This is a genomic window from Kribbella sp. ALI-6-A, from assembly GCF_001984195.1.
Classification (GTDB): domain Bacteria; phylum Actinomycetota; class Actinomycetes; order Propionibacteriales; family Kribbellaceae; genus Kribbella.
In genome coordinates, this window is record NZ_MTQN01000012.1 from 2,331,043 (window position 1) to 2,357,186 (window position 26,144).

The window sequence follows — 26,144 nt, forward strand, 5'->3', positions numbered from 1 at the left end:
CAGGACTCCTCCAATAGGAGCGGCCCGGCCGCAGGGGCGGCGCGGCCGAGCCGAGGTCAGCGGGCGAGGAACTGGGGAGAGTCGAGGACCAGGGCGACCACGTGGCCTGCCTGCCACTCCATCCGGCCGAGGTCGACGCGGCTGGTGGTCTTCGCACCGACGAACTGCGCCAGTGCACTGCGCTGCCGCGAGTTCGGGCGCTGCCCGATCAGCCGTACGCCGAGCCGGTCGAACCACTCGCGGTAGGTGTCGCCGGACCGCGGCCGCAGGTCGGCCGGCAGCTTCTCGCGCTTCAGCCCTTCCCACCAGCCGTACGACAGTGCCCGGTGACTCGACCAGCGCTCCAGCATCTGGCCGGCCGACGACCAGGCCGGCGCGACGTCGGGATAGCCGTTCGGTGACGGCCAGGCCAATGGCGCGTGCCCGAGGTTGTTGAGCTGCCAGTACATAGCTTCCAGCCCCTTGTCGCTGGACGGACCGAACGGCACATCGAGAGCGCGCGCAGTCCCGACGACGTCCTCGAGCGGGCGCTTCGTCTTCCGTCCCAAGGAGTTCCAGAACTCGGCACTGCGGAACAGGGCGGTGAGCACCGGGAGGATCGCGGTGTTGTTGCGCAGGTAGACCTGGGCCAGCCGGGCGACCAGCTCCCGCGGCGGTACGTCGTCCACGAACCGTACGACGAGCTTGCGCGCGATCGTCTTCGCGGTCGCCGGGTGCTTGGCCAGGTAGTCGAGGTACTTGTCGCCCAGGGCCAGGCCGCCTCGCGCGGAGGTGTTGGCAGCGGACCAGTCGAGCACCTTGACCCGACCGGTGCGGTGCCGCTCCGGCCGGTACTCGAACAGGCCGTCCTCCGTTGCCCCGCGACCGCTCAGCACGTACGCACTGCCGCGCATGTCCTTCTCGGTGTAACCGGACGAGACCCCGACGGTGTGCAGCTCGAGCAGCTCCCGGCCGAGGTTTTCGTTGACGCTCTCGCGGGTCGAGGTGTCGTTGTCGAGGTAGCGCAGCATGGCCGGGTGCCGCATTGCCGCCTTGAGCATGTCGGCGTACCGGCCGAAGGCGTGCTTGCGGATGACCTGCGTCGCGTACTGCGGTGCGACGTCCCAGCCGCGGTCGGAGGGAGTGGAGACGTGCAGGTGGTTGGCGAACACGTCGACGACCACCTCGAACAGCTGCCGCCGGCCGAAGACCTGCCGGCCGAGCGTCGCGAAGCCGGTCTCGAACATGGCGTCCCAGGCGTACTGGTTCACCGACCGCCGGACCGTCGCCGGATCGGCGCCCGCGAGCTTGAAGGCGCGCCAGGCCTCGTCGCCGGCCGGATCCTTCGTCGCCGGTGACAACTGAGCAGCCAGCCAGCGGTCGATACCCAGCTTCGCCAGGCTCTCCACGTCGGAGGGACGCGGGCCGAAGGTGGCCCGGTTGAGCAGATGCCGCTGGGCCTGAGCGGCGGTGAGCGGGCCCGCCTTGTCGACCAGCAGGCCCGGTACGGTCCGGCCGGCCTTGGCAGCGGCGGCGAACCCGGCGTAGTCACGGGTGGGACCGGTCTTCGCGGGCGGCTTCGGCCGCTGGTCGCCGGCGACGTAGCTGGAGTCCCGGTCGTCCTCGCCGGCCGCCAGCCCTGGACGTTGCGCGACGGCTGCGCGGCTGGTCGGCGTACTGGCTCTGTTCGGTACGCCGGGAGCGGCGGCGACCCGGTTGCGCAGGCTGTCGGGCCGGGACAGCAGCTCGGCGGCCATCCCACCAGCGGCCAGTACGCCGGCGACGGCGCCGATCGCCGCCCGCCGGACGACCGGCGAGCTCTTGGGCGCAGGGGGCGGGGGAGGAGGGGCGGGGACGTGATCCACAGGGTGCTCCAAGGCGCGGCGCAGCGTACGAAAGGATCCCCGTGACCGGGCCGTTACACCCGATGGGCGTGACTATGCCGCAGCGCCCCGGAGGCCGAAAACCGGCGGCGGCGGAGATTTACCCCGATCACACATTCACAGATTCGATGGGGGTGGCTTGGAAGGGGCGCGGGATCCGGTAAACTGATCCTGCGGCCACCTCCCATGCGTGCACGTGATCAGCAGAGTCGATCTGTTTTGACCGTGCTAGAGGCAGCCGCTAGTCTTAACGATCGTGCCTGGGTCATCCTGGGCCGTCATGCGTGCCCCTCGTTTCGCGGGTTTGCGCGCGTGGCACGGGACTTCTGCCGACAGTCAGAAAGATTACGGCTCCGGTACGCCCGTGCGCACGCGACACACCCGACCGCGGGGGTCAGGCGCGCAGCAACCGACCGGACGACAGAAAGAGACCTACGCGGTGCCCACCATTCAGCAGCTGGTCCGCAAGGGCCGCCAGGACAAGGTGTCGAAGAACAAGACGCCGGCCCTGAAGGGTTCCCCTCAGCGTCGTGGTGTTTGCACGCGCGTTTACACGACGACTCCGAAGAAGCCGAACTCGGCGCTCCGCAAGGTTGCCCGTGTCCGCCTCACCAGCGGCATCGAGGTCACCGCCTACATCCCGGGTGTCGGCCACAACCTGCAGGAGCACTCGATCGTGCTCGTGCGTGGCGGTCGTGTGAAGGACCTTCCGGGTGTTCGGTACAAGATCATCCGCGGTTCGCTCGACACCCAGGGTGTGAAGAACCGGAAGCAGGCTCGCAGCCGGTACGGCGCGAAGAAGGAGAAGAGCTAATGCCGCGCAAGGGTCCCGCCCCGAAGCGGCCGGTCATCATCGACCCGGTCTACAGTTCGCCGCTCGTCACCCAGTTGATCTCCAAGATCCTGGTCGACGGCAAGAAGCAGATCGCCCAGAGCATCGTCTACACCGCGCTCGAGGGCACCCGGACGAAGACCGGCACCGATCCGGTCATCACGCTGAAGCGCGCTCTGGACAACGTGAAGCCCAGCATCGAGGTGAAGAGCCGCCGCGTCGGTGGCGCCACCTACCAGGTGCCGATCGAGGTCAAGCCCGGTCGCTCGACCACGCTGGCCCTGCGCTGGCTCACGTCGTACTCCCGTGCGCGTCGCGAGAAGACCATGGCCGAGCGCCTGATGAACGAGATCCTGGACGCGTCCAACGGTCTCGGTGCGTCGGTGAAGCGCCGTGAGGACACGCACAAGATGGCCGAAGCCAACAAGGCTTTCGCCCACTACCGCTGGTGATCCGGGGCCCGATCCGGGCCCCAGCTCACCCTTTTGACGCACCACAGAACCGAGAGGCAGACCACCGAGGTGGCCGTACAAATCACCACCGACCTGGCCAAGGTCCGCAACATCGGGATCATGGCCCACATCGACGCCGGCAAGACGACGACGACCGAGCGGATCCTCTTCTACACCGGTATCACGTACAAGATCGGTGAGGTCCACGAGGGCGCCGCCACGATGGACTGGATGGAGCAGGAGCAGGAGCGCGGCATCACCATCACGTCCGCCGCGACGACCTGCACCTGGAAAGACCACACCATCAACATCATCGACACCCCCGGGCACGTCGATTTCACCGTCGAGGTTGAGCGCTCGCTGCGCGTCCTCGACGGCGCCGTCGCGGTGTTCGACGGTGTCGCCGGCGTCGAGCCGCAGTCCGAGACGGTCTGGCGGCAGGCCGACCGGTACGGCGTACCGCGGATCTGCTTCGTCAACAAGCTGGACCGCACCGGCGCGGAGTTCATGCGCTGCGTCGACATGATCCGTGACCGGCTCGCCGCCGTCGCGCTGGTCATGCAGCTGCCGATCGGTTCGGAGTCGGACTTCATCGGCGTCGTCGACCTGGTCGAGATGCGCGCGCTGACCTGGCGCGGCGAGACCGTGATCGGCGAGGACTACACGATCGAGGAGATCCCGGCCAGCCACACCGAGGCGGCCGCGGAGTGGCGCGACAAGCTGATCGAGACGCTGGCCGAGGCCGACGACGAGATCATGGAGCTCTACCTCGAGGGCGAGCAGCCGACCGTGCCGCAGCTGAAGGCGGCCATCCGGCGGGCGACCCTGGGCAGCAAGCTGACCCCGGTGCTGACCGGTACGGCGTTCAAGAACAAGGGCGTCCAGCCCCTGCTCGACGCGGTCAACGACTACCTGCCGAGCCCGCTCGACGTCCCGGCCATCGAGGGCCACGACGTCAAGGACTCCGACAAGGTCGTGCTGCGCAAGCCCGACGAGAGCGAGCCGTTCTCGGCGCTGGCCTTCAAGATCGCGGCCGACCCGCACCTGGGCAAGCTGACCTTCATCCGGGTCTACTCCGGCAAGCTCGAGGCGGGTTCGCAGGTGCTGAACCCGACCAAGGGCCGCAAGGAGCGGATCGGCAAGATCTACCGCATGCACGCGAACAAGCGTGAGGAGATCGCGTCGATCGGCGCCGGCCACATCGTCGCCGTGATGGGTCTGAAGGACACCACCACCGGTGAGACGCTGGCCGACCCGAGCAACCCGGTCGTGCTGGAGTCGATGCAGTTCCCGGCCCCGGTCATCTCGGTCGCCATCGAGCCCAAGTCGAAGGGCGACCAGGAGAAGCTGGGCGTCGCGATTCAGCGGCTCGCCGAGGAGGACCCGACCTTCCAGGTCCGGACCGACGAGGACACCGGCCAGACGATCATCGCGGGCATGGGCGAGCTGCACCTCGAGGTGCTGGTCGACCGGATGAAGCGCGAGTTCCGCGTCGAGGCGAACGTCGGCAAGCCGCAGGTCGCCTACCGCGAGACGATCAAGAAGAAGGTCGAGAAGGTCGACTACACGCACAAGAAGCAGACCGGTGGTTCGGGTCAGTTCGCGCGTGTGATCATCAACATCGAGCCGACGTCGGTCGAGGCCGGTGGCGAGGGCGGTTACGAGTTCGTCAACGCCGTCACCGGTGGCCGGATCCCGCGCGAGTACATCCCCTCGGTCGACGAGGGCGCGCAGGAAGCGATGGAGTTCGGTGTGCTGGCCGGCTACCCGATGGTCGACGTCAAGGTGACGCTGACCGACGGTGCCTACCACGACGTCGACTCCTCCGAGCTCGCCTTCAAGATCGCCGGGTCGATGGCCTTCAAGGACGCCGCACGGCGTGCCAACCCGGTCATCCTCGAGCCGATGTTCGCGGTCGAGGTCACCACGCCCGAGGACTACATGGGCGAAGTGATCGGCGACCTCAACTCTCGCCGTGGCCAGATCCAGTCGATGGACGAAGGCCCCGGTGGCAGCCGGGTCGTGAAGGCCCTGGTGCCGTTGTCCGAGATGTTCGGGTATGTCGGGGACCTGCGGTCGAAGACCCAGGGCCGCGCGTCGTACTCGATGCAGTTCGATTCCTACGCCGAGGTTCCGAAGAACGTGGCGGAAGAGATCATCAAGAAGGCCCGCGGCGAGTAATCTCGCTCCGGACCAACCCACCCACAGCGCGTCGGCGTACGGCGTAAGTCAACACTTTTCAGGAGGGCCCCAGTGGCTAAGGCGAAGTTCGAGCGGACTAAGCCGCACGTCAACATCGGCACCATCGGTCACATCGACCACGGTAAGACGACTCTTACCGCGGCGATCACCAAGGTGCTGCACGACAAGTACCCGGACCTGAACGAGGCGTCGGCCTTCGATCAGATCGACAAGGCGCCGGAAGAGCGTCAGCGCGGTATCACCATCTCCATCGCGCACGTCGAGTACCAGACCGAGGCCCGGCACTACGCCCACGTCGACTGCCCGGGTCACGCCGACTACATCAAGAACATGATCACCGGTGCGGCTCAGATGGACGGCGCGATCCTGGTCGTCGCCGCCACCGACGGCCCGATGCCGCAGACGCGTGAGCACGTGCTGCTCGCCCGTCAGGTCGGCGTGCCGGCGATGGTTGTCGCGCTGAACAAGTGCGACATGGTCGACGACGAGGAGATCCTGGAGCTCGTCGAGCTCGAGGTTCGCGAGCTGCTCTCGGAGCAGGAGTTCGACGGCGACAACGCGCCGATCGTCCGCGTCGCCGCTCACCCGGCGCTGCAGGGCGACGCCAAGTGGGGCGAGTCGATCATCGAGCTGATGAACGCGGTCGACGAGTACATCCCGCAGCCGGAGCGCGAGATCGACAAGCCGTTCCTGATGCCGGTGGAGGACGTCTTCACCATCACGGGTCGCGGCACGGTCATCACCGGCCGGATCGAGCGCGGTGTCGTCAAGGTCAACGAGACCGTCGACATCGTCGGTATCCGTCCGGAGAAGCAGACCACCACGGTCACCGGTATCGAGATGTTCCGCAAGCTGCTCGACGAGGGCCAGGCCGGTGAGAACGTCGGTCTGCTGCTGCGCGGCACCAAGCGCGAGGACGTCGAGCGCGGCATGGTCGTGATCAAGCCGGGCACGACCACCCCGCACACCAACTTCGACGCTTCGGTCTACATCCTGTCGAAGGAGGAGGGCGGCCGGCACACGCCGTTCTTCCAGAACTACCGCCCGCAGTTCTACTTCCGCACCACCGACGTCACCGGTGTCGTCACGCTGCCCGAGGGCACCGAGATGGTCATGCCGGGCGACAACACCGACATGTCGGTCGAGCTGATCCAGCCGATCGCCATGGAAGAGGGTCTGAAGTTCGCGATCCGTGAAGGTGGCCGCACCGTCGGCGCCGGCCGGGTCACCAAGATCGTCAAGTGATTCCACGAGGTCCGCGAGGGCTCACTCACTGAGCCCCCGCGGACCTCTGCTTTGTGCCTGGTCCGGCACCCCGAACGGGAGTCGGCTCAGGCGTGAAGCCACCTCGATTGGCATTCCGATGCCGATCTCTGGCACAATATTCAGGTTGCTCAGGCGAGGCCGCCGGGGCGCACCCCAGGACCGATTGAGGTCCGGCAGACCGATCAGGTCTGGGCTGGTGCGCCGGACCGGAGACCATGCCGAGGTCTGGTCCGAGACCAGGCCCCGATCTCCATCCCAGGGTCGAAAGAGTTGCTGCTGGCGCACGTATGTGCCCCGTATGCGACACACCCGACCGCGGGGGTCGGAGCAACGCAACGAAGACGATAGAGAAGGACGAAGCGAAGCGATGGCGGGACAGAAGATCCGCATCCGGCTGAAGGCCTACGACCACGAGGTCATCGACAGCTCGGCGCGCAAGATTGTCGACACGGTGACGCGTACTGGTGCGAAGGTTGCTGGCCCGGTGCCGTTGCCGACGGAAAAGAACGTGTTCTGCGTCATCCGCTCGCCGCACAAGTACAAGGACAGCCGCGAGCACTTCGAGATGCGCACCCACAAGCGGCTCATCGACATCATCGACCCCACGCCGAAGACCGTCGACTCGCTGATGCGGCTCGACCTCCCGGCCGGTGTCGACATCGAGATCAAGCTCTGAGGGAACGCTGACCTATGAGCAAGCAGAAGAACACGCGAGGGCTGCTGGGCACCAAGCTCGGTATGACCCAGACCTGGGACGAGAACAACCGAGTCGTCCCCGTCACCGTGATCCAGGCCGGTCCGTGCGTGGTGACCGAGGTGCGTACCTCGGCCAGCCACGGCTACGACGGTCTGCAGATCGCGTTCGGCGACATCGACCCGCGCAAGGTGACCAAGCCCCTGCGCGGCCACTTCGACAAGGCCGGTGTGACCCCGCGCCGGCACCTGCTGGAGCTGCGCACCGCTGACGCGAGCGAGTACACGCTCGGCCAGGAGATCAACGCCGAGGCCTTCACGGCCGGCGAGATCGTCGACGTGTCCGCCACCAGCAAGGGCAAGGGCTTCGCCGGTGTGATGAAGCGCCACGGCTTCCACGGTCTGCGCGCCACCCACGGTGTGCACAAGAAGCACCGTTCGCCGGGCTCCATCGGCGGCTGCGCCACCCCGGGCCGGGTCTTCAAGGGCATGCGGATGGCTGGTCGGATGGGCCACGAGCAGGTCACCACGCAGAACGTGAAGGTTCACGCGATCGACGCCGAGCGCGGACTCATCCTGATCAAGGGTGCTGTCCCCGGTCCCAAGGGCGGCCTCGTGCTGATCCGCAACGCCGCGAAGGGAGCGAGCAAGTGAGCACCGTCGACGTAGTCGTCGTCAAGGGCGACAAGGTCAGCAAGAAGGGCTCCGCCGAGCTCCCCGCCGAGCTGTTCGACGTCCAGGTGAACATCCCGCTGATTCACCAGGTCGTGGTGGCCCAGCTGGCCGCCGCCCGCCAGGGCACCCACAAGGTGAAGACGCGCGCCGAGGTTTCCGGTGGTGGCGCCAAGCCGTACCGCCAGAAGGGCACCGGCCGCGCCCGCCAGGGTTCGACCCGCGCACCGCAGTTCACCGGTGGTGGCGTCGTGCACGGCCCGACGCCGCGCGACTACAGCCAGCGGACCCCGAAGAAGATGATCGCCGCCGCTCTGCGCGGTGCGCTCTCGGACCGGGCCCGTGACGGCCGCGTCTTCGTGGTCGAGTCCTTCGTGGACGGCGACGCGCCCTCCACCAAGTCGGCACTGAAGGTGCTGGCCGAGGTCACCGAGCACGCCAAGGTGCTGGTCGTCGTCGACCGCGCCGACGAGCTGACCTGGCTGAGCCTGCGCAACGTGCCGACCGTGCACCTGATCGCCGCCGACCAGCTGAACGCCTACGACGTGCTGTGCAGCGACGCGGTGGTCTACACCAAGGCAGCGCTCGACGCGTTCGTCGCCGGCGCGCCGAAGGGCAAGTCCGTCAAGGCTGTCGCGACGTCGACCGAAGCCGAGCAGGAGGTAGAGGCATGAGCCACGGAGTCAACAAGGACCCGCGGGACGTGCTGCTGCGGCCGGTCGTGAGCGAGAAGAGCTACGGCCTGCTGGACGAGCAGAAGTACACGTTCGAGGTCGCCCCGGACGCCAACAAGACCGAGATCAAGCTCGCGGTCGAGAAGGTGTTCAAGGTCCGCGTGACCAGCGTCAACACGATCAACCGCAAGGGCAAGCGCCGCCGGACCCGTGCCGGCTGGGGCAAGCGCCCGGACACCAAGCGAGCGATCGTCAGCCTGTCCGGCGACGACCGCATCGACATCTTCGGAGGCCAGTCGTAATGGGTATCCGCAAATACAAGCCGACGACGCCGGGCCGCCGTGGCTCGAGCGTGGCCGACTTCGTCGAGCTCACCCGTTCGACCCCTGAGAAGTCCCTGCTCCGCCCGCTGCCCAAGAAGGGCGGCCGGAACAACTCCGGCAAGATCACCACCCGGCACCACGGTGGCGGTCACAAGCGGGCGTACCGGCTGATCGACTTCAAGCGGTACGACAAGGACGGCGTCCCGGCGAAGGTGGCCGAGATCGAGTACGACCCGAACCGCACCGCGCGGATCGCGCTGCTGCACTACGTCGACGGCGAGAAGCGCTACATCCTCGCCCCGTCGAACCTGAAGCAGGGCACGATCGTCGAGAACGGCCCGGCCGCCGACATCAAGGTGGGCAACAACCTGCCGCTGCGCAACATCCCGGTCGGCTCCACGGTGCACGCCGTCGAGCTGCGTCCGGGTGGTGGCGCCAAGATGGCCCGCTCCGCCGGTGCCAGCGTTCAGCTGGTCGCCAAGGAGGGCCGGATGGCCACCCTGCGGATGCCGTCGGGCGAGGTCCGGATGGTCGACGTGCGCTGCCGCGCCACCCTCGGTGAGGTCGGCAACGGCGAGCAGTCGAACATCAACTGGGGCAAGGCCGGCCGGATGCGCTGGAAGGGCAAGCGCCCGACCGTCCGTGGTGTCGCGATGAACCCGGTCGACCACCCGCACGGTGGTGGTGAGGGCAAGACCTCGGGTGGACGCCACCCGGTGTCCCCGTGGGGCCAGCCCGAGGGCCGGACCCGCACCCGCAAGGAAAGCGACCGCATGATCGTCCGGCGCCGCAAGGCCGGCAAGAAGCGCTGATAGGGAGCCGGACAGATGCCACGCAGCCTCAAGAAGGGCCCGTTCGTCGACCACCACCTGCTCAAGAAGGTGGAGGTGCAGAACGAAAAGGGCACCAAGAACGTGATCAAGACCTGGTCTCGCCGGTCGATGATCATTCCCGACATGATCGGCCACACGCTCGCGGTGCACGACGGCCGCAAGCACGTGCCGGTGTTCGTGACGGACGCGATGGTCGGGCACAAGCTCGGCGAGTTCGCACCGACCCGCACGTTCAAGGGTCACGAGAAGGACGACCGCAAGTCACGGCGTCGCTGACCTCTGGTCAGTTGACGAACGCGTTAGCAAAACCTACGGAGAGATTCGAACATCATGAGCGTTCAAGAGCGTAGGGCCGTCAGTGCCCGTCGCGAGAGCCTGTTGGGCGACGAGCCCGGGGCCTTCGCGGTCGCGCGCTTCGTCCGCGTGACGCCGATGAAGGCGCGTCGCGTGGTGGACCTGGTGCGCGGGATGGGTATCGACGACGCACTCGCCACTCTGAAGTTCGCCCCGCAGGCCGCTGCCGCGACCGTGTACAAGGTCGTCGACAGCGCCGCGGCGAACGCCGAGGGCACCGAGCACCTGAGCCGCGCCGACCTGGTCGTGGTGAAGGCCTTCGTGGACGAGGGTCCGACGCTGAAGCGTCACCGCCCCCGCGCGCAGGGCCGGGCCACCCGGATCGACAAGCGGACCAGCCACATCACCGTGGTCGTCGGTCCGCGCGACGACTCCGAGCCCGCCAAGAAGGCCGATGGCAAGAAGGCCGCTGAGAAGAAGGGCAGGACCCGCTAGTGGGCCAGAAGGTAAACCCGCACGGGTTCCGCCTCGGTATCAGCACGGACCACAAGAGCCGCTGGTACGCCGACAAGCTGTACAAGGACTACGTCGGCGAGGACGTCAAGATCCGCCGTCTGCTGAGCAAGGGCATGGAGCGTGCCGGCATCTCCCGCGTGGAGATCGAGCGCACCCGTGACCGCGTTCGGGTCGACATCCACACCGCCCGTCCGGGCATCGTGATCGGTCGCCGCGGCGCCGAGGCGGACCGGATCCGTGGCAGCCTCGAGGAGCTCACCGGCAAGCAGGTGCAGCTGAACATCCTCGAGGTCAAGAACGCCGAGGTCGACGCGCAGCTGGTCGCCCAGGGCGTGGCCGAGCAGCTGTCCGGCCGCGTGGCGTTCCGTCGCGCGATGCGCAAGGCGATGCAGACCACCATGCGTGGCGGCGCCCTGGGCATCCGGATCCAGTGCTCCGGCCGGCTCGGTGGCGCCGAGATGTCGCGGTCGGAGTTCTACCGCGAGGGCCGGGTGCCGCTGCACACGCTCCGCGCGGACGTCGACTACGGCTTCTACGAGGCCCGTACGACCTTCGGCCGGATCGGCGTGAAGGTCTGGATCTACAAGGGCGACGTGTCCGGCTCCCGCGCCGAGCGCGAGGCCCAGGCCGCGGCCCGTGCCGCCAACCAGCAGAACCGCCGTCCGGCTCGCCGTGACGACCGCGGTGGCCGTGGTGGCGAGCGCGGTGGCGGCGGACGCCGGGACGACCGTCGTGACGGCGGCGCCCGTAACGAGGCCCCGAAGGCCGAGGCCACCACTGCTCCGGCCGCCGAGAAGCCGGCCGAGACGACCGGAACGGAGAGCTGAACCATGCTCATCCCCCGCAAGGTCAAGCACCGCAAGCAGCACCACCCGAAGCGCTCCGGCGCTGCCAAGGGCGGTACCTCGCTGGCCTTCGGTGACTTCGGCATCCAGGCGCTGGAGAGCCACTACGTCACCAACCGGCAGATCGAGTCGGCGCGTATCGCGATGACCCGGCACATCAAGCGTGGCGGAAAGGTCTGGATCAACATCTACCCGGACCGCCCGCTGACCAAGAAGCCGGCCGAGACCCGGATGGGTTCCGGTAAGGGTTCGCCGGAGTGGTGGATCGCCAACGTCAAGTCCGGGCGCGTGATGTTCGAGCTGTCCGGTGTCGACGAGCAGATCGCTCGCGAGGCGATGCGCCGCGCGATTCACAAGTTGCCGATGAAGTGCAAATTCATCACCCGAGAGGCAGGTGAGAACTGATGGCCACCCTGACCGCCGCCGAGCTGCGGAACCTGGGCAAGGACGAGCTTCTGGAGAAGCTCGGCAGCGCCAAGGAGGAGCTGTTCAACCTCCGGTTCCAGGCTGCCACGGGTCAGCTGGAGTCCCACGGCCGGCTGCGCGCCGTCCGGAAGGACATCGCCCGCATCTACACGGTGCTGACCGAGCGTGCGCTCGGCATCACCGAAGAGGTGGACGCTCCGGTCGCCGCCGCCGAAGCCACTGAGGCCGAGGAGACCGCCGACGACAGCGAGAAGGCTGGGAGCAAGGCATGACCGAGAACGTAGCGAAGGACGAGACCGTGAGCACGACGCAGGCGCGAGGCCGCCGCAAGACCCGTGAGGGTCTGGTGCTGAGCGACAAGATGGACAAGACCGTCACCGTCGAGGTCGAGGACCGCGTCAAGCACAAGCTGTACGGCAAGGTCATCCGCCGCACCAGCAAGCTGAAGGCGCACGACGAGCAGAACGCCGCCGGCATCGGCGACCGCGTGCTGCTGATGGAGACCCGGCCGTTGTCGGCCACCAAGCGGTGGCGCATCGTCGAGATCCTCGAGAAGGCCAAGTAGTCCCGGCTTCGAGGTCACGGTTACGCCCAGCTGTACCCAATCGAAATCATTCGTTCCGCAAGGCTCACGTGAGTGAGAACCAGCGAGACAACCAGGAGATCAACAGATGATCCAGCAGGAGTCGCGACTGAAGGTCGCCGACAACACGGGTGCGAAGGAAATTCTTTGCATCCGCGTGCTCGGTGGCTCCGGTCGGCGCTACGCCGGTGTCGGCGACACGATCGTCGCCACCGTCAAGGACGCGATCCCGGGTGGCGGTGTGAAGAAGGGTGACGTCGTCAAGGCGGTCATCGTGCGGACCGTGAAGGAGCGCCGGCGTCCGGACGGCTCCTACATCCGCTTCGACGAGAACGCCGCCGTCATCCTCAAGGCCGACGGTGAGCCGCGCGGCACCCGCATCTTCGGGCCGGTCGGCCGGGAGCTGCGCGAGAAGCGCTTCATGAAGATCATCTCGCTCGCTCCGGAGGTGCTCTGACCATGGCAAACAAGTCGCAGCGCAAGCTGCACGTGAAGAAGGGTGACCTCGTCCGCGTGGTCACCGGCAAGTCCAAGGGACTCGAGGGCAAGATCATCTCGGTCCAGCCCGACGAGGAGCTCGTGGTCGTCGAGGGCGTCAACCGGGTCAAGAAGCACACGAAGGTGCAGCAGGCCCAGCGCGGCGGCACCACGGGTGGCATCGTCACCCAGGAGGCTCCGATCCACGTCTCCAACGTGATGCTCCTGGTCGAGGTCGACAAGGACGGCAAGAAGCAGAAGGTGACCACCCGCGTCGGCTACAACCGCGTCGAGGTGCAGAAGCGGCGCCCGGACGGTTCGACGTACACCGGTTTCCGGAGCGTCCGGATCGCGCGGCGTACCGGCGAGGAGATCTGATGACCACCGCAGTGACCGAGGCGAAGTCGCAGCCTCGGATGAAGACCAAGTACCGCGAAGAGATCGTCGGCAAGCTGCAGGAGCAGTTCCAGTTCGAGAACGTCATGCAGGTGCCCGGGCTCACCAAGATCGTGGTGAACATGGGTGTCGGCGAGGCGGCTCGTGACTCGAAGCTGATCGACGGCGCGATCAAGGACCTGGCCGCGATCACCGGCCAGAAGCCGCAGGTCACCAAGGCCCGCAAGTCGATCGCGCAGTTCAAGCTGCGCGAGGGCATGCCGATCGGCGCCCACGTGACGCTGCGCGGCGACCGGATGTGGGAGTTCCTGGACCGGCTGCTGGCGCTCGCGCTGCCCCGGATCCGCGACTTCCGCGGTCTGTCGCCCAAGCAGTTCGACGGCAACGGGAACTACACCTTCGGCCTGACCGAGCAGGTGATGTTCCACGAGATCAACCAGGACCGGATCGACCGGGTCCGGGGCATGGACATCACCGTGGTGACCAGCGCCAAGAACGACGACGAGGGGCGCGCGCTGCTGCGGCAGCTCGGCTTCCCGTTCAAGGAGAACTGACGTGGCGAAGACAGCACTCAAGGTCAAGCAGGCCCGCAAGCCCAAGTTCGCGGTGCGTGGTTACACGCGCTGCCAGCGGTGCGGCCGGCCGAAGGCGGTCTTCCGCAAGTTCGGCCTGTGCCGGATCTGCCTGCGGGAGATGGCGCACCGGGGCGAGCTGCCCGGCGTGACCAAGTCCAGCTGGTGACCGAGCTCTTCAGCACCGAACACTTCTCCACCCACCATCTAGTCACCGTAGGTCGCCGGCCGGCGAAACCACGGCGGGAAAGAGGCCCCAGGCCATGACGATGACCGACCCGATCGCAGACATGCTGACGCGTCTGCGCAACGCCAACCAGGCGTACCACGAGTCGACCTCGATGCCGTACAGCAAGATCAAGCAGGGCATCGCCGACATCCTGCAGCAGGAGGGTTACATCTCCTCCTACCAGGTCGAGGAGCCCAAGGAGGGCACCGTCGGCAAGACCCTGATCGTCGACCTGAAGTTCGGGCCGAGCCGGGAGCGCTCCATCGCGGGCGTGCGCCGGATCAGCAAGCCGGGACTGCGGGTCTACGCGAAGTCGACCAACCTGCCGAAGGTGCTGGGAGGCCTGGGCGTCGCCATCATCTCGACGTCGCAGGGGCTCCTCACTGACCGGCAGGCCAAGAACAAGGGCGTTGGCGGGGAAGTCCTCGCCTACGTCTGGTGACGAAGAACCGGAAGGAGGACCACATTCATGTCTCGCATCGGTAAGCTCCCGATCACGGTCCCGTCCGGCGTCGACGTCACGATCGACGGCCAGACGGTCACCGTCAAGGGTCCCAAGGGTCAGCTCTCGCACGTCGTGGCTGAGCCCATCGTGGTCAACCGGGACGAGGACGGCACGATCGCCGTCGCGCGTCCGGACGACCAGCGCAAGAGCAAGGAACTGCACGGCCTGTCCCGCACGCTGATCGCCAACCTGGTGACCGGCGTGACGGAGGGCTACGAGAAGAAGCTCGAGATCGTCGGCGTCGGGTACCGCGTCCTGGCCAAGGGACCGACCCAGCTGGAGTTCTCGCTCGGCTACAGCCACACGATCACGGTGGACGCGCCGGAGGGGATCACCTTCGCCGTCGAGTCGCCGACCAAGTTCTCGGTGCAGGGAATCGACAAGCAGTCCGTCGGTGAGGTCGCCGCGAACATTCGCAAGCTGCGCAAGCCCGAGCCGTACAAGGGCAAGGGTGTGCGGTACGCGGGCGAGCAGGTCCGCCGCAAGGTCGGAAAGGCTGGTAAGTAACGATGGCGATCGGTTTGCGGCACAACAAGCACGCCGCCAAGAAGACCGCTTCGCGGCTGCGGCGTCAGATCCGCGTCCGGAAGAAGATCAACGGTACGGCCGAGCGGCCGCGCCTGGTGGTCAGCAAGTCCTCGAAGCACCTGTTCGCTCAGGTCATCGACGACGTCGCCGGCGTGACGCTGGTGTCGGCCTCCACGATGGAGTCCGACCTGCGCGGTGCGGAGGCGAACAAGACCGACAAGGCCAAGACGGTGGGCGGCCTGATCGCCGACCGCGCCAAGGCCGCCGGTATCGACTCGGTCGTGTTCGACCGGGCCGGGAACAAGTACCACGGCCGCATCGCGGCACTGGCCGACGCCGCCCGCGAGGGCGGGCTCGGCTTCTGATGACGGCGACAAGGGAAGAAGGTAGTTCGAAATGAGCGGAGGCCAGCAGCGTCGCGGAGGCGGCGCCGGTGGTGAGCGCCGTGGTCGTGACGGTGGTCGCGGTCAGGCAGCTGACAAGACCGCCTACATCGAGCGCGTGGTTGCCATCAACCGGGTCGCCAAGGTCGTGAAGGGTGGTCGTCGCTTCAGCTTCACCGCCCTCGTGGTCGTCGGCGACGGTGAAGGCACCGTCGGTGTGGGATACGGCAAGGCCAAGGAGGTGCCCGCGGCGATCGCCAAGGGTGTCGAGGAGGCCAAGAAGGCGTTCTTCAAGGTGCCGAGGATCCAGGGCACCATCCCGCACCCGGTCCAGGGTGAGAAGGCCGCCGGCGTGGTCATGCTGCGCCCGGCCGCACCCGGTACCGGTGTGATCGCGGGTGGCTCGGCGCGCGCCGTCCTGGAGTGCGCGGGCATCCACGACATCCTCAGCAAGTCGCTGGGCTCGTCCAACGCCATCAACGTGGTGCACGCCACGGTGGAGGCGCTGCGCAGCCTGGAGACCCCGGAGGCCGTGGCCGCGCGCCGTGGCCTGCCGGTCGAGCACGTCGCTCCGGCGGCTCTGCTGAAGGCGCGGGCGGAGGTCGCATCCTGATGGCACGCCTGAAGGTGACTCAGACCAAGTCCGGCATCGGTGGCAAGCAGAACCAGCGCGACACCCTGCGCACGCTGGGTGTGAAGCGGATCGGCGACGTCGCCGTTCACGACGACCGCCCGGAGATCCGTGGCATGGTGCGTACGGTTCGCCACCTCATCACCGTCGAAGAGGTTGACTGACATGGCGCTCAAGGTTCACCACCTGCGTCCGGCGCCCGGAGCCAAGACCGCCAAGACCCGCGTGGGTCGTGGTGAGGGCAGCAAGGGCAAGACGGCCGGCCGCGGTACCAAGGGCAGCAAGGCCCGTAACAACATCCCCGAGTGGTTCGAGGGTGGCCAGATGCCGCTGCACATGCGGCTGCCGAAGCTCAAGGGCTTCAAGAGCAGGAACCGAGTGGAGTTCCAGGTCGTTAACCTGGACAAGCTCGGACAGCTGTTCCCCGAGGGCGGTGAGATCGGTGTGACCGATCTCGTCGCGAAGGGCGCGGTCCGGGACGGTCAGCCGGTGAAGGTGCTGGGTGACGGCGAACTGACCGTGGCACTGCAGGTCTCGGCACACAAGTTCTCGAAGTCCGCCAAGGAGAAGATCGCGGCGGCCGGGGGAACCACCACCGAGGTGTGAGTGCCAGGGCTCGTCCGGCTCGTGCGCTGATATTGTGCGCAGGTCGTCGGACGAGCCCTGGTTCGTCTCCAGCCCAGCTGCTTTGCTAGGCCCCTGCCCTGACCGGGCACGGGAAACATGTGGGAGGACAGGGTGTTAGGCGCCTTTGCCAACGCGTTCAAGACTCCGGACCTGCGCCGGAAGATCTTGTTCGTGCTCTTCATCGTCGTGATCTTCCGGATCGGTTCGGTCGTGCCGGCGCCTGGCGTGAACGTCAAGTCGCTGGACACCTGTTTGCAGCTGTCCCAGCAGGGGGCGAACGCGAACCTGTACAACCTGATCAACCTGTTCTCCGGCGGTGCGCTGCTGCAGCTCGCGATCTTCGCGCTGGGCATCATGCCGTACATCACCGCCAGCATCATCCTGCAGCTGCTCACCGTGGTGATCCCGCGGCTGGAGTCGCTGAAGAAGGAAGGTCAGGCGGGGCAGGGCAAGATCACGCAGTACACCCGCTTCCTGACCGTCGGTCTGGCCGTGCTGCAGGCGACCGCGTTCGTCGCGCTCGCCCGCACCCCGGGCCGGCTGTTCCAGGGCTGCAACGAGCCGCTGCTGCACAGCGACAAGGTGTTCCCGGTCATCGTGATGGTGCTGACCATGACCGCCGGTACCGGCGTCGTGATGTGGCTGGGTGAGCTGATCACCGACCGCGGCGTCGGCAACGGCATGTCGATCCTGATCTTCACCCAGATCGTCGCCACCTTCCCGACCCAGCTGTGGGCGATCCGCAAGAGCCACGGCGTAGCGACCTTCCTGGCCGTGCTGGCCGTCGGTCTGGTCATCGTGGCCGCGGTCATCTTCATCGAGCAGGCGCAGCGCCGGATCCCGGTCCAGTACGCCAAGCGCATGGTCGGCCGGAAGATGTTCGGTGGTACCTCGACCTACATCCCGCTGAAGGTCAACCAGGCCGGCGTCATCCCGGTCATCTTCGCCTCCAGCCTGATGTACCTGCCGGTGCTGGTCAGCCAGTTCCGCCAGGACGAGAAGTGGGCGCAGTGGATCCAGGGCAACCTGGTCAAGGGCGACCATCCCATCTACATCGTGACGTACCTCGCCCTTATTATCTTTTTCACGTACTTCTATGTCTCGATTACCTTCAACCCGAAGGAAGTTGCTGACAACATGAAGAAGTACGGCGGCTTCATTCCCGGGATCCGGGCAGGGCGGCCGACCGAGGAGTACCTCTCCTACGTTCTGTCCCGCATCACGCTGCCCGGTGCGATCTACCTCGCGGTGATCTCGTTGATCCCGTTGATCGCGCTGGTCCTCTTGAACGCCAGCCAGAGCTTCCCGTTCGGTGGTACGTCGATCCTGATCATGGTCGGCGTCGGACTGGACACGGTGAAGCAGATCGAGAGTCAGTTGCAGCAGCGTAACTACGAAGGGTTCCTGCGCTGATGAGAATGTTGCTGATGGGTCCGCCCGGGGCGGGCAAGGGCACGCAGGCAAAGGTGCTTGCGGAGCGTCTGAACATCCCGGCCGTCTCCACCGGCGACATCTTCCGGCAGAACGTGAAGGACGAGACCGAGCTGGGTCTCGAGGCGAAGCGGTACATGGACGCGGGCAACTACGTCCCCGACGAGGTCACGAACGCAATGGTGCGGGACCGGCTGTCCGAGGCGGACGCCGGCGCGGGCTTCCTGCTGGACGGCTACCCCCGGACGCTGCCGCAGGTCGGCACGCTGGACGACATCCTGGCCGAGCACGGCCACAAGCTGGACGCGGTGGTGGCGCTGGTCGCCGACACCGACGTGCTGGTGGACCGGATGCTCAAGCGGGCCAAGACCGACGGCCGCTCGGACGACTCCGAAGAGGTCGTCCGGCACCGGCAGGACGTCTACACCGCCGAGACCAAGCCGCTGCTGCAGGTGTACGCGCAGCGTGGTCTGCTGGTCGAGGTGGACGGCGTCGGCGAGATCGACGAGGTCAGCGAGCGCGTGCTCGCCGCCCTGAAGTCCCTCGGCGAATGATCTTCGGGTCCGTCCGGCGACGTCTGGTCGCCGGACGGACCTTTTGCTTGTCCCAGGTGTCCCGTCCGGGCCACCACCGATGCGGAGTACGGAGTCGATGATCTTCAAGGACCGCGGGATCGAGATCAAGACCCGTGAGCAGATCCTGTCCATGCGCAAGGCCGGCCTGGTGGTCGGCCGCACGCTGGAGCTGCTCCGCGCCGAGGTGAAGCCCGGCATCACCACCGGTGAGCTGGACGCGATCGCCGAAGACCACATCCGCAGCTCGGGCGCGACGCCGTCGTTCAAGGGCTACCACGGCTTCACCGGGTCGCTCTGCACCTCGGTGAACGACGAGATCGTGCACGGCATCCCCGGCGACCGGGTGCTGGCCGAGGGGGACCTGATCTCGATCGACTGCGGCGCGATCGTCGACGGCTGGCACGGCGACGCCGCGATCACCGTCGGCGTCGGCACGGTCGCCGACGAGCTGCTCGAGCTGGCCCGGATCTGCGAGGAGTCGATGTGGCGCGGCTTCGCGGCCGCCAAGCTGGGTGGCCGGCTGACCGACATCTCGGCCGCGGTCGAGGCGCACGTGCGCGCCAACTCGTCGTACGGGATCGTCGAGGACTTCGTCGGGCACGGGATCGGCTCGGCGATGCACCAGCCGCCGAACGTGCCGAACTTCGGGCGTGCGGGCAAGGGGCCCAAGCTGGTCGAGGGGCTGGCGCTGGCGGTCGAACCGATGCTGACGCTGGGCAAGCAGGACAACCACACGCTCGACGACGACTGGACCGTGGTCACCGACGACGGCAGCGCGGCCGCGCACACCGAGCACACCTTCACGCTGACTCCGCAGGGTCCGTGGGTGCTGACCGCCCTGGACGGCGGCGAGGCGAAGCTGGCCGAGCTGGGCGTCACGTTCGGTCCGCTCGCCGACTGACCCGTACGCCGCTCGCCCGCCAGGGCAGACTTCCGGGCAGCTTCGCGTCGTCCACTCTCCGGCTACGCGCGTCCACCCATCGGGGGACGCCGGGCACGCCCCGGCTGAGGCACACTGGGGACATGCCCAGCTCGTACCAGCCCCATCAGCGCTTCACCGAAGCCGATCGCGACAAGATCGCCGGCCGGTTGCGTGACGCCTTCGCGGACGGGCGCCTGGACCAGCCGGAATTCACCCGGCGGCTCGACGACCTGTACGGCGCCCAGACCTACGGCCAACTGGAGCCGTTGGTGCGCGACCTCCCGCCGGTCCGGACCTACCAGACTCCCGCCGGGGTGCAGAGTGCGCAGCCCGCCCCGGCGCCGGGAACCTTCCCGGAGCGGAAGAAGGACAACCAGCCCCAGCGCAACCTGCAGGGCCTGCTCGGCGGCTTCACCGGGGTCGTGCTGATCAACGTGATGATCTGGTTCGTCATCGGCGTCGCCAACGGTGGCCAATGGCCGCACTTCTGGCCGGTCTGGCTGCTGATCCCGTGGGCCCTGATGGGCATGGGTCACCTCGGAAAGCGGCGGTGACCGAGACCGCGCGGCGCGCCGAGGGGCTGCGGCTGCGCCCGGACTGGGCCTGGCAGCTGCGGCAGGGCTCCGCACTGGTTTACGTGGTGTGGTTCCTGGTCGCGGTCCCGCTGGTCGTGGTCGGCCTGCTGGTCGAGCCGCGCTGGGTCGGCTGGCTGGTGCTCGGCTGGTTCCTGGTGCTGGTCGCTCTGACCGCGGCGTTCCGGATCTCCGAGGCCAGGCAGCGCCGGGGCTGGGCCGACATGGCCCGGCAGCTGGGCTGGCAGGTCACCGCCGGCGATCCCGATCTGCTGGACCGCTGGCCGTTCCCGCCGTTCGACGTCGACCCCGCGGCCGAGGTGTACGACGTGACGATCGGCCGGCACCGGGGCCGCGAGCTGATCGCCGGACGGTTCCGCCACAAGGTACGGCGCCGCCAGCTCGGCTTCGACTTCCTGGAGCTGGAGATCGACCGGCCGCTCCCGCCGATGCAGCTGCTGCCGACCTCGCTGGCACCGGTCGCCGCGGCGAGCTTGGTGCCGCTGAAGCTCACGGTGACCGGGCTGCCCGAGAAGTACTGCCTGTTCAACGGGCGCGAGGATCTGGCGCTGGAGGTGCTGCATCGGCGGGCGGTCGACGTACTGGCGCAGGTTCCGCCGTTCGGGTTCAGCTGCGAGGGTCGCCGGTTCGTGGCGATCTTCCCGGCGTACCGGGAGCCGGCGGTCGCGCTGGCCCATCTGGACGCCGCCTGCGACCTGCTCGCGCTGATCCCCGAGCACGTCTGGCAGACCGGCGAGCAGTGGCTGGCTACTCGGCAGTCCTGAGCAGCCGTACGACGGCGGCGAGGTCCTCGTCGCCGTGACCCTCGCGGACCGCGCGGGCCAGCAGGTCACCCATCGGGGCGAGCAGCGCGGGATCGACGCCTTGATCGCGGGACGCGTCGAGTAGGTTCACGAAAGCGGTGGACTGCATCTCGAGGTTGGAGCCGGCCGCACCTGGTTCGGCGCCGTACTCGAGGTCCTTCGCGATCGCGGGCAGGGTGGCGAGCATCGCCGTCAGCCACGGGACGAGGAGCTGCTCGGTGAACTCGGTCGGCGAGATCTTCTCGCTGGAGGTCAAGGCGAGCGCGTGGGCGGCCCCGCCGAACATGCCGTACATCCCGGTGAGCAACGCCAGGTCCTGCAGCGCGGCCAGGCCGGGGTCGCTCCCGACGTACTGGGGACGGGCGGGCGCGGCCAGGTCGGCCTGGTGCCGCTCGAAGGCGGCTGACGAGCCGCTGTAGAGGATGAACGCGTGCGGGCCGCCGATCATCGCGGGAACGGCCATGATGCCGCCGTCCAGGTAGTCCGCGCCCTGCTGGATGGCCCAGTCGGCGGCTCGGCGGGCGTGTGCGGGCGTGCCGTTGGTGAGGTTGACCAGGGTGCGGCCGGAGAACTCGGTGGCGGCCGGTGCCAGCGCTTCCTGCACGGACGCGTCGTCCAGGAGGCAGACGACGATCAGCGGGCTGACGGCGACGGCGTCGGCGACGGTCCGGGCGCGGGTGACACCGGTGAGATCGGGTGCGCGGCCCGGCGTACGGTTCCAGACGGTGGTCGGATGGCCGGCGGTGACGAAGGCCTGGGCGAGGGCGGTTCCCATCGCGCCGAGGCCGAGAACGGTGACTGGTGTCTTCATGACGTCCAGGCTGGGTGCCAGGCGGTAGAGTGGACAAGTACCGACTAAATAGTCGGGTACTTACCTGATGGTAAGTGGGCCTCTGAGGGCCGATTGGGTTTCCGGCCGGTAAGTGGCGTACACTCTTTCCTTGGCTCTTTGTAGCCTCTGGTTGTGCTGCCCAATGCTTGTTCCGGGCCGTGCGACCGTGCGGTACCAATCATTCAGTACGTCGTCTACAGAAGTGCGAGGACATGCCCAAAAAAGAGGGAGTTATCGAACTCGAGGGCACCATCGTCGAGGCCCTGCCGAACGCGATGTTCCGTGTTGAGCTGTCCAACGGGCACAAGGTGCTCGCGCACATCAGCGGCAAGATGAGGCAGCACTACATCCGGATCCTCCCCGAGGACCGGGTCGTCGTGGAGCTGTCGCCGTACGACCTCACCCGGGGTCGGATCGTCTACCGGTACAAGTAACCACAGCCACCTGTCGAAGAAAGAAGCTCGATGAAGGTCAATCCGAGCGTCAAGAAGATCTGCGACAAGTGCAAGGTGATCCGCCGTCACGGCCGGGTCATGGTGATCTGCGAGAACCCGCGGCACAAGCAGCGGCAGGGCTGATCCAAGCCCTACCTCGCGACACGGCACTGTCGCACCACAGCGCGCATGCTCGTCCAGCACGGCAACAGGCTGGACGTCGCCCCCGGAACAGAGGCCGGGGCCTTGCCGGTGAAGGAACGCTCACCGAGGCGGGCAAGGACGCAGCGCGCCACCACACCTCTGCAGACGAAAGGACAACCGCCACATGGCACGCCTCGTAGGCGTCGACCTTCCGCGCGACAAGCGCATCGAGGTCGCCCTCACCTACATCTTCGGTGTAGGTCGTACTCGCGCCCTGAAGACGCTCGAAGCCACCGGCATCTCCGGTGACAAGCGCGTCCACGAGCTGGGCGACGAGGAGCTGGTGAAGCTCCGGGACTGGATCGAAGGCAACTACAAGATCGAAGGTGACCTCCGTCGCGAGGTGACCGCGGACATCCGCCGCAAGATGGAGATCGGGTCGTACCAGGGTCGCCGCCACCGCAGCGGTCTGCCGGTGCGTGGTCAGCGCACGCGTACCAACGCCCGCAGCCGCAAGGGTCGTCGCAAGGCGATCGCCGGCAAGAAGAAGAAGTGACCCGGATGACCGTCGACCAGCCCAGGAGCAACTGACTTATGCCTCCCAAGAGCCGCACCGCGGCCGGCGCGAAGAAGGTGCGCCGCAAGGAGAAGAAGAACGTGGCCGCCGGCCACGCGCACATCAAGAGCACGTTCAACAACACGATCGTGACGATCACCGACCCGACCGGCGCGGTCATCTCGTGGGCTTCCGCGGGCACCGTCGGCTTCAAGGGTTCGCGCAAGTCCACCCCGTTCGCCGCGCAGATGGCCGCCGAGGCCGCCGGGCGCCGGGCGATGGAGCACGGCATGCGCAAGATCGACGTGTTCGTGAAGGGTCCCGGCTCCGGCCGTGAGACCGCGATCCGTTCGCTGGGTGCGGTCGGCCTCGAGGTCGGCACCATCCAGGACGTCACCCCGACCGCCCACAACGGCTGCCGCCCTCCCAAGCGGCGCCGGGTCTGACCCAGGAAAGGTAGGCAGCGAAAATGGCCCGTTACACCGGACCCATGACCAAGAAGTCGCGCCGTCTCGGGGTCGACCTCGTCGGTGGCGACAAGGCCTTCGAGCGTCGTCCGTACCCGCCGGGTATGCACGGCCGCGGCCGTCCCAAGGAGAGCGAGTACCTGCTCCAGCTTCGTGAGAAGCAGAAGGCTCGTTTCGCCTACGGCGTGCTCGAGAAGCAGTTCAGCCTGTACTACAAGGAGGCCTCGCGGCGTCCGGGTAAGACCGGTGACAACCTGCTGATCATCCTCGAGTCCCGCCTCGACAACGTCGTCTACCGCGCCGGCCTGGCCCGGACCCGTCGGCAGGCGCGTCAGCTCGTCGTGCACGGTCACTTCACCGTGAACGGCATCAAGGTGAACATCCCGTCGTACCGGGTCGCGGCCCACGACGTGATCGACGTCCGGCCGAAGTCGGCCGAGATGACGCCGTTCATCATCGCTCGCGAGACCCACTCCGAGCGGGTCGTCCCGGCGTGGCTCGAGGCCCTGCCGGAGCGGCTGCGGATCCTCGTGCACCAGCTGCCCACCCGGGCACAGATCGACACCCAGGTCGCCGAGCACCTGATCGTCGAGCTCTACTCGAAGAACTGATCCGGTTCCCGCCGGCGGCCTGTTCGCCGCCGGCGGGATCGGTCGTTCTTCGTCTCGCGACCTCAAATAGTGGTCGTCGCGAAATCGAAGAAGGAAGAAACACGTGCTTATCGCGCAGCGCCCCACCCTGACCGAAGAGGTCGTCGGCGAGCACCGCTCGCGGTTCGTGATCGAGCCGCTCGAGCCGGGCTTCGGCTACACCCTCGGCAACTCCATCCGCCGCACCCTGCTGTCGTCCATCCCGGGCGCCGCCGTGACCAGCATCAAGGTCGACGGCGTGCTGCACGAGTTCTCGACGGTGGCCGGGGTCAAGGAGGACGCCACCCAGCTGATCCTGAACCTCAAGGACCTGGTCGTCTCCTCCGAGCACGACGAGCCGGTCACCATGTACCTGCGCAAGCAGGGCCCCGGTGACGTCACCGCCGCCGACATCGCGCCGCCGGCCGGTGTCGAGGTGCACAACCCGGACCTGAAGATCGCCACCCTGAACGAGAAGGGCCGGCTCGAGATGGAGCTGGTCGTCGAGCGGGGCCGTGGTTACGTGTCCGCCGTCCAGAACAAGTCCGCCGACGCCGAGATCGGCCGGATGCCGGTCGACTCGATCTACTCGCCGGTCCTCAAGGTGACCTACAAGGTCGAGGCGACTCGTGTCGAGCAGCGCACCGACTTCGACCGGCTGGTCGTGGACGTCGAGACCAAGCCGTCGATGCTGCCCCGCGACGCCGTCGCGTCGGCCGGCAAGACGCTGGTCGAGCTGTTCGGCCTGGCCCGCGAGCTGAACGTCGAGGCCGAGGGCATCGACATCGGCCCGTCGCCGGTCGACGAGCAGATGGCCGCCGACCTGGCGCTGCCGGTCGAGGACCTGCAGCTGACCGTCCGGTCCTACAACTGCCTCAAGCGCGAGGGCATCCACACCGTGGGTGAGCTGATCTCGCGCAGCGAGCAGGACCTGCTGGACATCCGCAACTTCGGCTCCAAGTCGATCGACGAGGTCAAGCTGAAGCTGGCCGAGATGGGCCTGTCGCTGAAGGACTCGCCTCCCGGCTTCGACCTGCGCGCCGCTGCCGAGGCCTACGGTGACGACGCCGAGGACGAGGACGAGAGCTTCGCCGAGACCGAGCAGTACTGACCTTTCGATGGCCTCACGGCCCGTTCCCAAGGTCCGCACCCGGGCCTGAGATTTCTGGAGTTGGACAATGCCTACCCCTACCAAGGGATCCCGCCTCGGCGGCAGCCCGGCGCACGAGAAGCTGATCCTCAGCAACCTCGCCACCTCGCTGTTCGAGCACGGCGCGATCACCACGACCGCGTCGAAGGCCAAGCGCCTGCAGCCGCTCGCGGAGTCGATGATCACCAAGGCCAAGCGTGGTGACCTGAACTCGCGCCGCCAGGTGATGAAGCGGATCAAGGACAAGAGCGTCGTGCACGTGCTGTTCACCGAGATCGGTGAGCGCTACGCCGACCGTCCGGGCGGCTACACCCGGATCATCAAGCTCGGCCCCCGCAAGGGCGACAACGCCCCGATGGTGAAGATCGAGCTGGTCGAGGCGCTGGCGGACTCGCCGAAGGCGAAGAAGACGGCGGCCAAGAAGGCTCCGGCCAAGAAGGCCCCGGCCAAGAAGGCGGCCGCCAAGGCCGACGACGCCGCCGAGGTGCAGGACGAGGTCAAGGACGAGGCGAAGGCCTCCGACGTGACCGCGGGCAAGTACGAGGGTTCGGCCGCTCCGCTGGCCGACGGCTCGGCGCCCGAGGGCTTCGACATCAAGGGCAACGAGAACTCGATGAAGTTCCACACCCCCGACTCGCCGTGGTACGACCAGACCGAGGCCGAGGTCTGGTTCTCCACCGAGGACGCGGCCGTGGCCGCCGGCTTCACCAAGGCCGGCGAGACCGAGGACAAGTAACACCCAGCACCCCGTGGCGCCCCTTCACCCGTTCGGGTGGAGGGGCGCTGC

The 26,144-nt window shown here is 67.4% G+C and carries 39 protein-coding genes; 37 read left to right on the forward strand and 2 right to left on the reverse strand.

Going from position 1 to position 26,144, the window contains the following annotated elements; all coding sequences use genetic code 11:
* Positions 1-56: 56 nt before the first annotated feature.
* Positions 57-1,844 carry a DUF1800 domain-containing protein gene (locus BWI15_RS37660; protein ID WP_143466126.1) on the reverse strand — a complete coding sequence of 596 codons (1,788 nt, stop codon included), beginning with the start codon at positions 1,842-1,844 and terminating at the stop codon, positions 57-59.
* 457 nt (positions 1,845-2,301) lie between these two features.
* On the opposite strand from BWI15_RS37660, the gene rpsL reads away from it, so the two are divergent.
* From rpsL to BWI15_RS37810, 30 genes are all read left to right on the forward strand, one after another.
* On the forward strand, positions 2,302-2,676 hold the full coding sequence (gene rpsL, locus BWI15_RS37665) for a 30S ribosomal protein S12 (RefSeq protein WP_012923692.1): 375 nt from the start codon (positions 2,302-2,304) through the stop codon (positions 2,674-2,676).
* Positions 2,676-3,146 (forward strand): 30S ribosomal protein S7, encoded by a 471-nt coding sequence (rpsG, locus tag BWI15_RS37670; protein WP_012923691.1) that lies wholly within the window; start codon positions 2,676-2,678, stop codon positions 3,144-3,146. The genes rpsL and rpsG overlap by 1 nt, the downstream gene beginning before the upstream one ends.
* Before the next feature lie 69 nt (positions 3,147-3,215).
* Positions 3,216-5,327 (forward strand): elongation factor G, encoded by a 2,112-nt coding sequence (gene fusA, locus BWI15_RS37675; RefSeq protein WP_077019552.1) that lies wholly within the window; start codon positions 3,216-3,218, stop codon positions 5,325-5,327.
* Positions 5,328-5,399: 72 nt separating this feature from the next.
* The gene (gene tuf, locus BWI15_RS37680) at positions 5,400-6,593 is read left to right on the forward strand and encodes an elongation factor Tu (protein ID WP_077019228.1); all 1,194 of its coding nucleotides are present in this window, start codon (positions 5,400-5,402) and stop codon (positions 6,591-6,593) included.
* A gap of 388 nt (positions 6,594-6,981) precedes the next feature.
* A complete protein-coding gene (gene rpsJ / locus BWI15_RS37685; protein WP_012923688.1) occupies positions 6,982-7,290 on the forward strand; it encodes a 30S ribosomal protein S10 in 309 nt (102 codons plus the stop codon).
* A gap of 14 nt (positions 7,291-7,304) precedes the next feature.
* Positions 7,305-7,961, forward strand: coding sequence for a 50S ribosomal protein L3 (rplC, locus tag BWI15_RS37690; RefSeq protein ID WP_077019229.1), 657 nt, complete (start codon positions 7,305-7,307; stop codon positions 7,959-7,961).
* Positions 7,958-8,653: a 50S ribosomal protein L4 gene (gene rplD, locus BWI15_RS37695; RefSeq protein WP_077019230.1), complete on the forward strand. Its 696-nt coding sequence runs from the start codon at positions 7,958-7,960 to the stop codon at positions 8,651-8,653. The genes rplC and rplD overlap by 4 nt, the downstream gene beginning before the upstream one ends.
* Positions 8,650-8,955 (forward strand): 50S ribosomal protein L23, encoded by a 306-nt coding sequence (gene rplW / locus BWI15_RS37700; RefSeq protein ID WP_077019231.1) that lies wholly within the window; start codon positions 8,650-8,652, stop codon positions 8,953-8,955. Before rplD ends, rplW begins: the two co-directional genes overlap by 4 nt.
* Positions 8,955-9,788, forward strand: a complete 834-nt coding sequence (gene rplB / locus BWI15_RS37705; protein ID WP_077019232.1) for a 50S ribosomal protein L2 — start codon at positions 8,955-8,957, stop codon at positions 9,786-9,788. Before rplW ends, rplB begins: the two co-directional genes overlap by 1 nt.
* A 15-nt stretch (positions 9,789-9,803) precedes the next feature.
* A complete protein-coding gene (gene rpsS, locus BWI15_RS37710; protein WP_077019233.1) occupies positions 9,804-10,085 on the forward strand; it encodes a 30S ribosomal protein S19 in 282 nt (93 codons plus the stop codon).
* 54 nt (positions 10,086-10,139) lie between these two features.
* Positions 10,140-10,598, forward strand: a complete 459-nt coding sequence (gene rplV, locus BWI15_RS37715) for a 50S ribosomal protein L22 (protein WP_077019234.1) — start codon at positions 10,140-10,142, stop codon at positions 10,596-10,598.
* Positions 10,598-11,446, forward strand: a complete 849-nt coding sequence (rpsC, locus tag BWI15_RS37720; protein WP_077019235.1) for a 30S ribosomal protein S3 — start codon at positions 10,598-10,600, stop codon at positions 11,444-11,446. Before rplV ends, rpsC begins: the two co-directional genes overlap by 1 nt.
* Before the next feature lie 3 nt (positions 11,447-11,449).
* Positions 11,450-11,869, forward strand: a complete 420-nt coding sequence (gene rplP / locus BWI15_RS37725) for a 50S ribosomal protein L16 (protein ID WP_077019236.1) — start codon at positions 11,450-11,452, stop codon at positions 11,867-11,869.
* On the forward strand, positions 11,869-12,162 hold the full coding sequence (rpmC, locus tag BWI15_RS37730; protein ID WP_077019237.1) for a 50S ribosomal protein L29: 294 nt from the start codon (positions 11,869-11,871) through the stop codon (positions 12,160-12,162). Before rplP ends, rpmC begins: the two co-directional genes overlap by 1 nt.
* On the forward strand, positions 12,159-12,455 hold the full coding sequence (rpsQ, locus tag BWI15_RS37735) for a 30S ribosomal protein S17 (protein WP_012923678.1): 297 nt from the start codon (positions 12,159-12,161) through the stop codon (positions 12,453-12,455). The genes rpmC and rpsQ overlap by 4 nt, the downstream gene beginning before the upstream one ends.
* A gap of 106 nt (positions 12,456-12,561) precedes the next feature.
* Complete coding sequence (gene rplN / locus BWI15_RS37740; protein WP_077019238.1) at positions 12,562-12,930, forward strand: 50S ribosomal protein L14; 369 nt, start codon at positions 12,562-12,564, stop codon at positions 12,928-12,930.
* 2 nt (positions 12,931-12,932) lie between these two features.
* On the forward strand, positions 12,933-13,328 hold the full coding sequence (gene rplX / locus BWI15_RS37745) for a 50S ribosomal protein L24 (RefSeq protein ID WP_077019239.1): 396 nt from the start codon (positions 12,933-12,935) through the stop codon (positions 13,326-13,328).
* A complete protein-coding gene (gene rplE, locus BWI15_RS37750) occupies positions 13,328-13,900 on the forward strand; it encodes a 50S ribosomal protein L5 (protein ID WP_143466127.1) in 573 nt (190 codons plus the stop codon). Before rplX ends, rplE begins: the two co-directional genes overlap by 1 nt.
* Before the next feature lies 1 nt (position 13,901).
* The gene (locus BWI15_RS37755; RefSeq protein ID WP_012923674.1) at positions 13,902-14,087 is read left to right on the forward strand and encodes a type Z 30S ribosomal protein S14; all 186 of its coding nucleotides are present in this window, start codon (positions 13,902-13,904) and stop codon (positions 14,085-14,087) included.
* A 94-nt stretch (positions 14,088-14,181) separates the two neighbouring features.
* Positions 14,182-14,589: a 30S ribosomal protein S8 gene (rpsH, locus tag BWI15_RS37760; protein WP_077019240.1), complete on the forward strand. Its 408-nt coding sequence runs from the start codon at positions 14,182-14,184 to the stop codon at positions 14,587-14,589.
* A 27-nt stretch (positions 14,590-14,616) separates the two neighbouring features.
* Positions 14,617-15,159: a 50S ribosomal protein L6 gene (gene rplF / locus BWI15_RS37765; protein WP_077019241.1), complete on the forward strand. Its 543-nt coding sequence runs from the start codon at positions 14,617-14,619 to the stop codon at positions 15,157-15,159.
* 2 nt (positions 15,160-15,161) lie between these two features.
* Positions 15,162-15,545 (forward strand): 50S ribosomal protein L18, encoded by a 384-nt coding sequence (gene rplR / locus BWI15_RS37770; protein ID WP_077019242.1) that lies wholly within the window; start codon positions 15,162-15,164, stop codon positions 15,543-15,545.
* A 31-nt stretch (positions 15,546-15,576) separates the two neighbouring features.
* Positions 15,577-16,176: a 30S ribosomal protein S5 gene (gene rpsE / locus BWI15_RS37775; protein ID WP_077019243.1), complete on the forward strand. Its 600-nt coding sequence runs from the start codon at positions 15,577-15,579 to the stop codon at positions 16,174-16,176.
* Positions 16,176-16,358: a 50S ribosomal protein L30 gene (gene rpmD, locus BWI15_RS37780; RefSeq protein WP_077019244.1), complete on the forward strand. Its 183-nt coding sequence runs from the start codon at positions 16,176-16,178 to the stop codon at positions 16,356-16,358. Before rpsE ends, rpmD begins: the two co-directional genes overlap by 1 nt.
* 1 nt (position 16,359) lies before the next feature.
* Positions 16,360-16,800 (forward strand): 50S ribosomal protein L15, encoded by a 441-nt coding sequence (gene rplO / locus BWI15_RS37785; protein WP_077019245.1) that lies wholly within the window; start codon positions 16,360-16,362, stop codon positions 16,798-16,800.
* A 132-nt stretch (positions 16,801-16,932) separates the two neighbouring features.
* Entirely contained in the window at positions 16,933-18,234 is a 1,302-nt protein-coding gene (secY, locus tag BWI15_RS37790; protein ID WP_077019246.1) for a preprotein translocase subunit SecY, read from the forward strand.
* Positions 18,234-18,806 (forward strand): adenylate kinase, encoded by a 573-nt coding sequence (locus tag BWI15_RS37795; protein WP_202817802.1) that lies wholly within the window; start codon positions 18,234-18,236, stop codon positions 18,804-18,806. Before secY ends, BWI15_RS37795 begins: the two co-directional genes overlap by 1 nt.
* A 97-nt stretch (positions 18,807-18,903) precedes the next feature.
* Positions 18,904-19,728, forward strand: coding sequence for a type I methionyl aminopeptidase (gene map, locus BWI15_RS37800; RefSeq protein ID WP_077019554.1), 825 nt, complete (start codon positions 18,904-18,906; stop codon positions 19,726-19,728).
* A 122-nt stretch (positions 19,729-19,850) separates the two neighbouring features.
* Positions 19,851-20,303 (forward strand): DUF1707 SHOCT-like domain-containing protein, encoded by a 453-nt coding sequence (locus BWI15_RS37805; RefSeq protein WP_077019248.1) that lies wholly within the window; start codon positions 19,851-19,853, stop codon positions 20,301-20,303.
* On the forward strand, positions 20,300-21,106 hold the full coding sequence (locus BWI15_RS37810) for a hypothetical protein (protein ID WP_077019249.1): 807 nt from the start codon (positions 20,300-20,302) through the stop codon (positions 21,104-21,106). The genes BWI15_RS37805 and BWI15_RS37810 overlap by 4 nt, the downstream gene beginning before the upstream one ends.
* On the opposite strand, the gene BWI15_RS37815 is transcribed toward BWI15_RS37810, so the two are convergent.
* Entirely contained in the window at positions 21,090-21,956 is an 867-nt protein-coding gene (locus BWI15_RS37815) for an NAD(P)-dependent oxidoreductase (RefSeq protein WP_077019250.1), read from the reverse strand. The genes BWI15_RS37810 and BWI15_RS37815 overlap by 17 nt on opposite strands.
* Positions 21,957-22,189: 233 nt before the next feature.
* Here BWI15_RS37815 and infA point away from each other — a divergent pair, with 233 nt between their 5' ends.
* The 7 genes from infA (at position 22,190) to rplQ (ending at position 26,093) form a co-directional block, all read left to right on the forward strand.
* Positions 22,190-22,411 (forward strand): translation initiation factor IF-1, encoded by a 222-nt coding sequence (gene infA / locus BWI15_RS37820; RefSeq protein WP_012923661.1) that lies wholly within the window; start codon positions 22,190-22,192, stop codon positions 22,409-22,411.
* Positions 22,412-22,441: 30 nt separating this feature from the next.
* Positions 22,442-22,555 carry a 50S ribosomal protein L36 gene (gene rpmJ, locus BWI15_RS37825; protein ID WP_008361054.1) on the forward strand — a complete coding sequence of 38 codons (114 nt, stop codon included), beginning with the start codon at positions 22,442-22,444 and terminating at the stop codon, positions 22,553-22,555.
* A 184-nt stretch (positions 22,556-22,739) separates the two neighbouring features.
* Entirely contained in the window at positions 22,740-23,111 is a 372-nt protein-coding gene (rpsM, locus tag BWI15_RS37830) for a 30S ribosomal protein S13 (protein WP_077019251.1), read from the forward strand.
* A gap of 38 nt (positions 23,112-23,149) precedes the next feature.
* The gene (rpsK, locus tag BWI15_RS37835) at positions 23,150-23,557 is read left to right on the forward strand and encodes a 30S ribosomal protein S11 (protein ID WP_012923659.1); all 408 of its coding nucleotides are present in this window, start codon (positions 23,150-23,152) and stop codon (positions 23,555-23,557) included.
* Between the two features lie 23 nt (positions 23,558-23,580).
* Positions 23,581-24,189: a 30S ribosomal protein S4 gene (rpsD, locus tag BWI15_RS37840; protein WP_077019252.1), complete on the forward strand. Its 609-nt coding sequence runs from the start codon at positions 23,581-23,583 to the stop codon at positions 24,187-24,189.
* A 103-nt stretch (positions 24,190-24,292) separates the two neighbouring features.
* On the forward strand, positions 24,293-25,318 hold the full coding sequence (locus BWI15_RS37845; RefSeq protein WP_077019253.1) for a DNA-directed RNA polymerase subunit alpha: 1,026 nt from the start codon (positions 24,293-24,295) through the stop codon (positions 25,316-25,318).
* Positions 25,319-25,385: 67 nt separating this feature from the next.
* The gene (gene rplQ, locus BWI15_RS40795; protein ID WP_077019254.1) at positions 25,386-26,093 is read left to right on the forward strand and encodes a 50S ribosomal protein L17, sunset domain variant; all 708 of its coding nucleotides are present in this window, start codon (positions 25,386-25,388) and stop codon (positions 26,091-26,093) included.
* Positions 26,094-26,144: the final 51 nt, after the last annotated feature.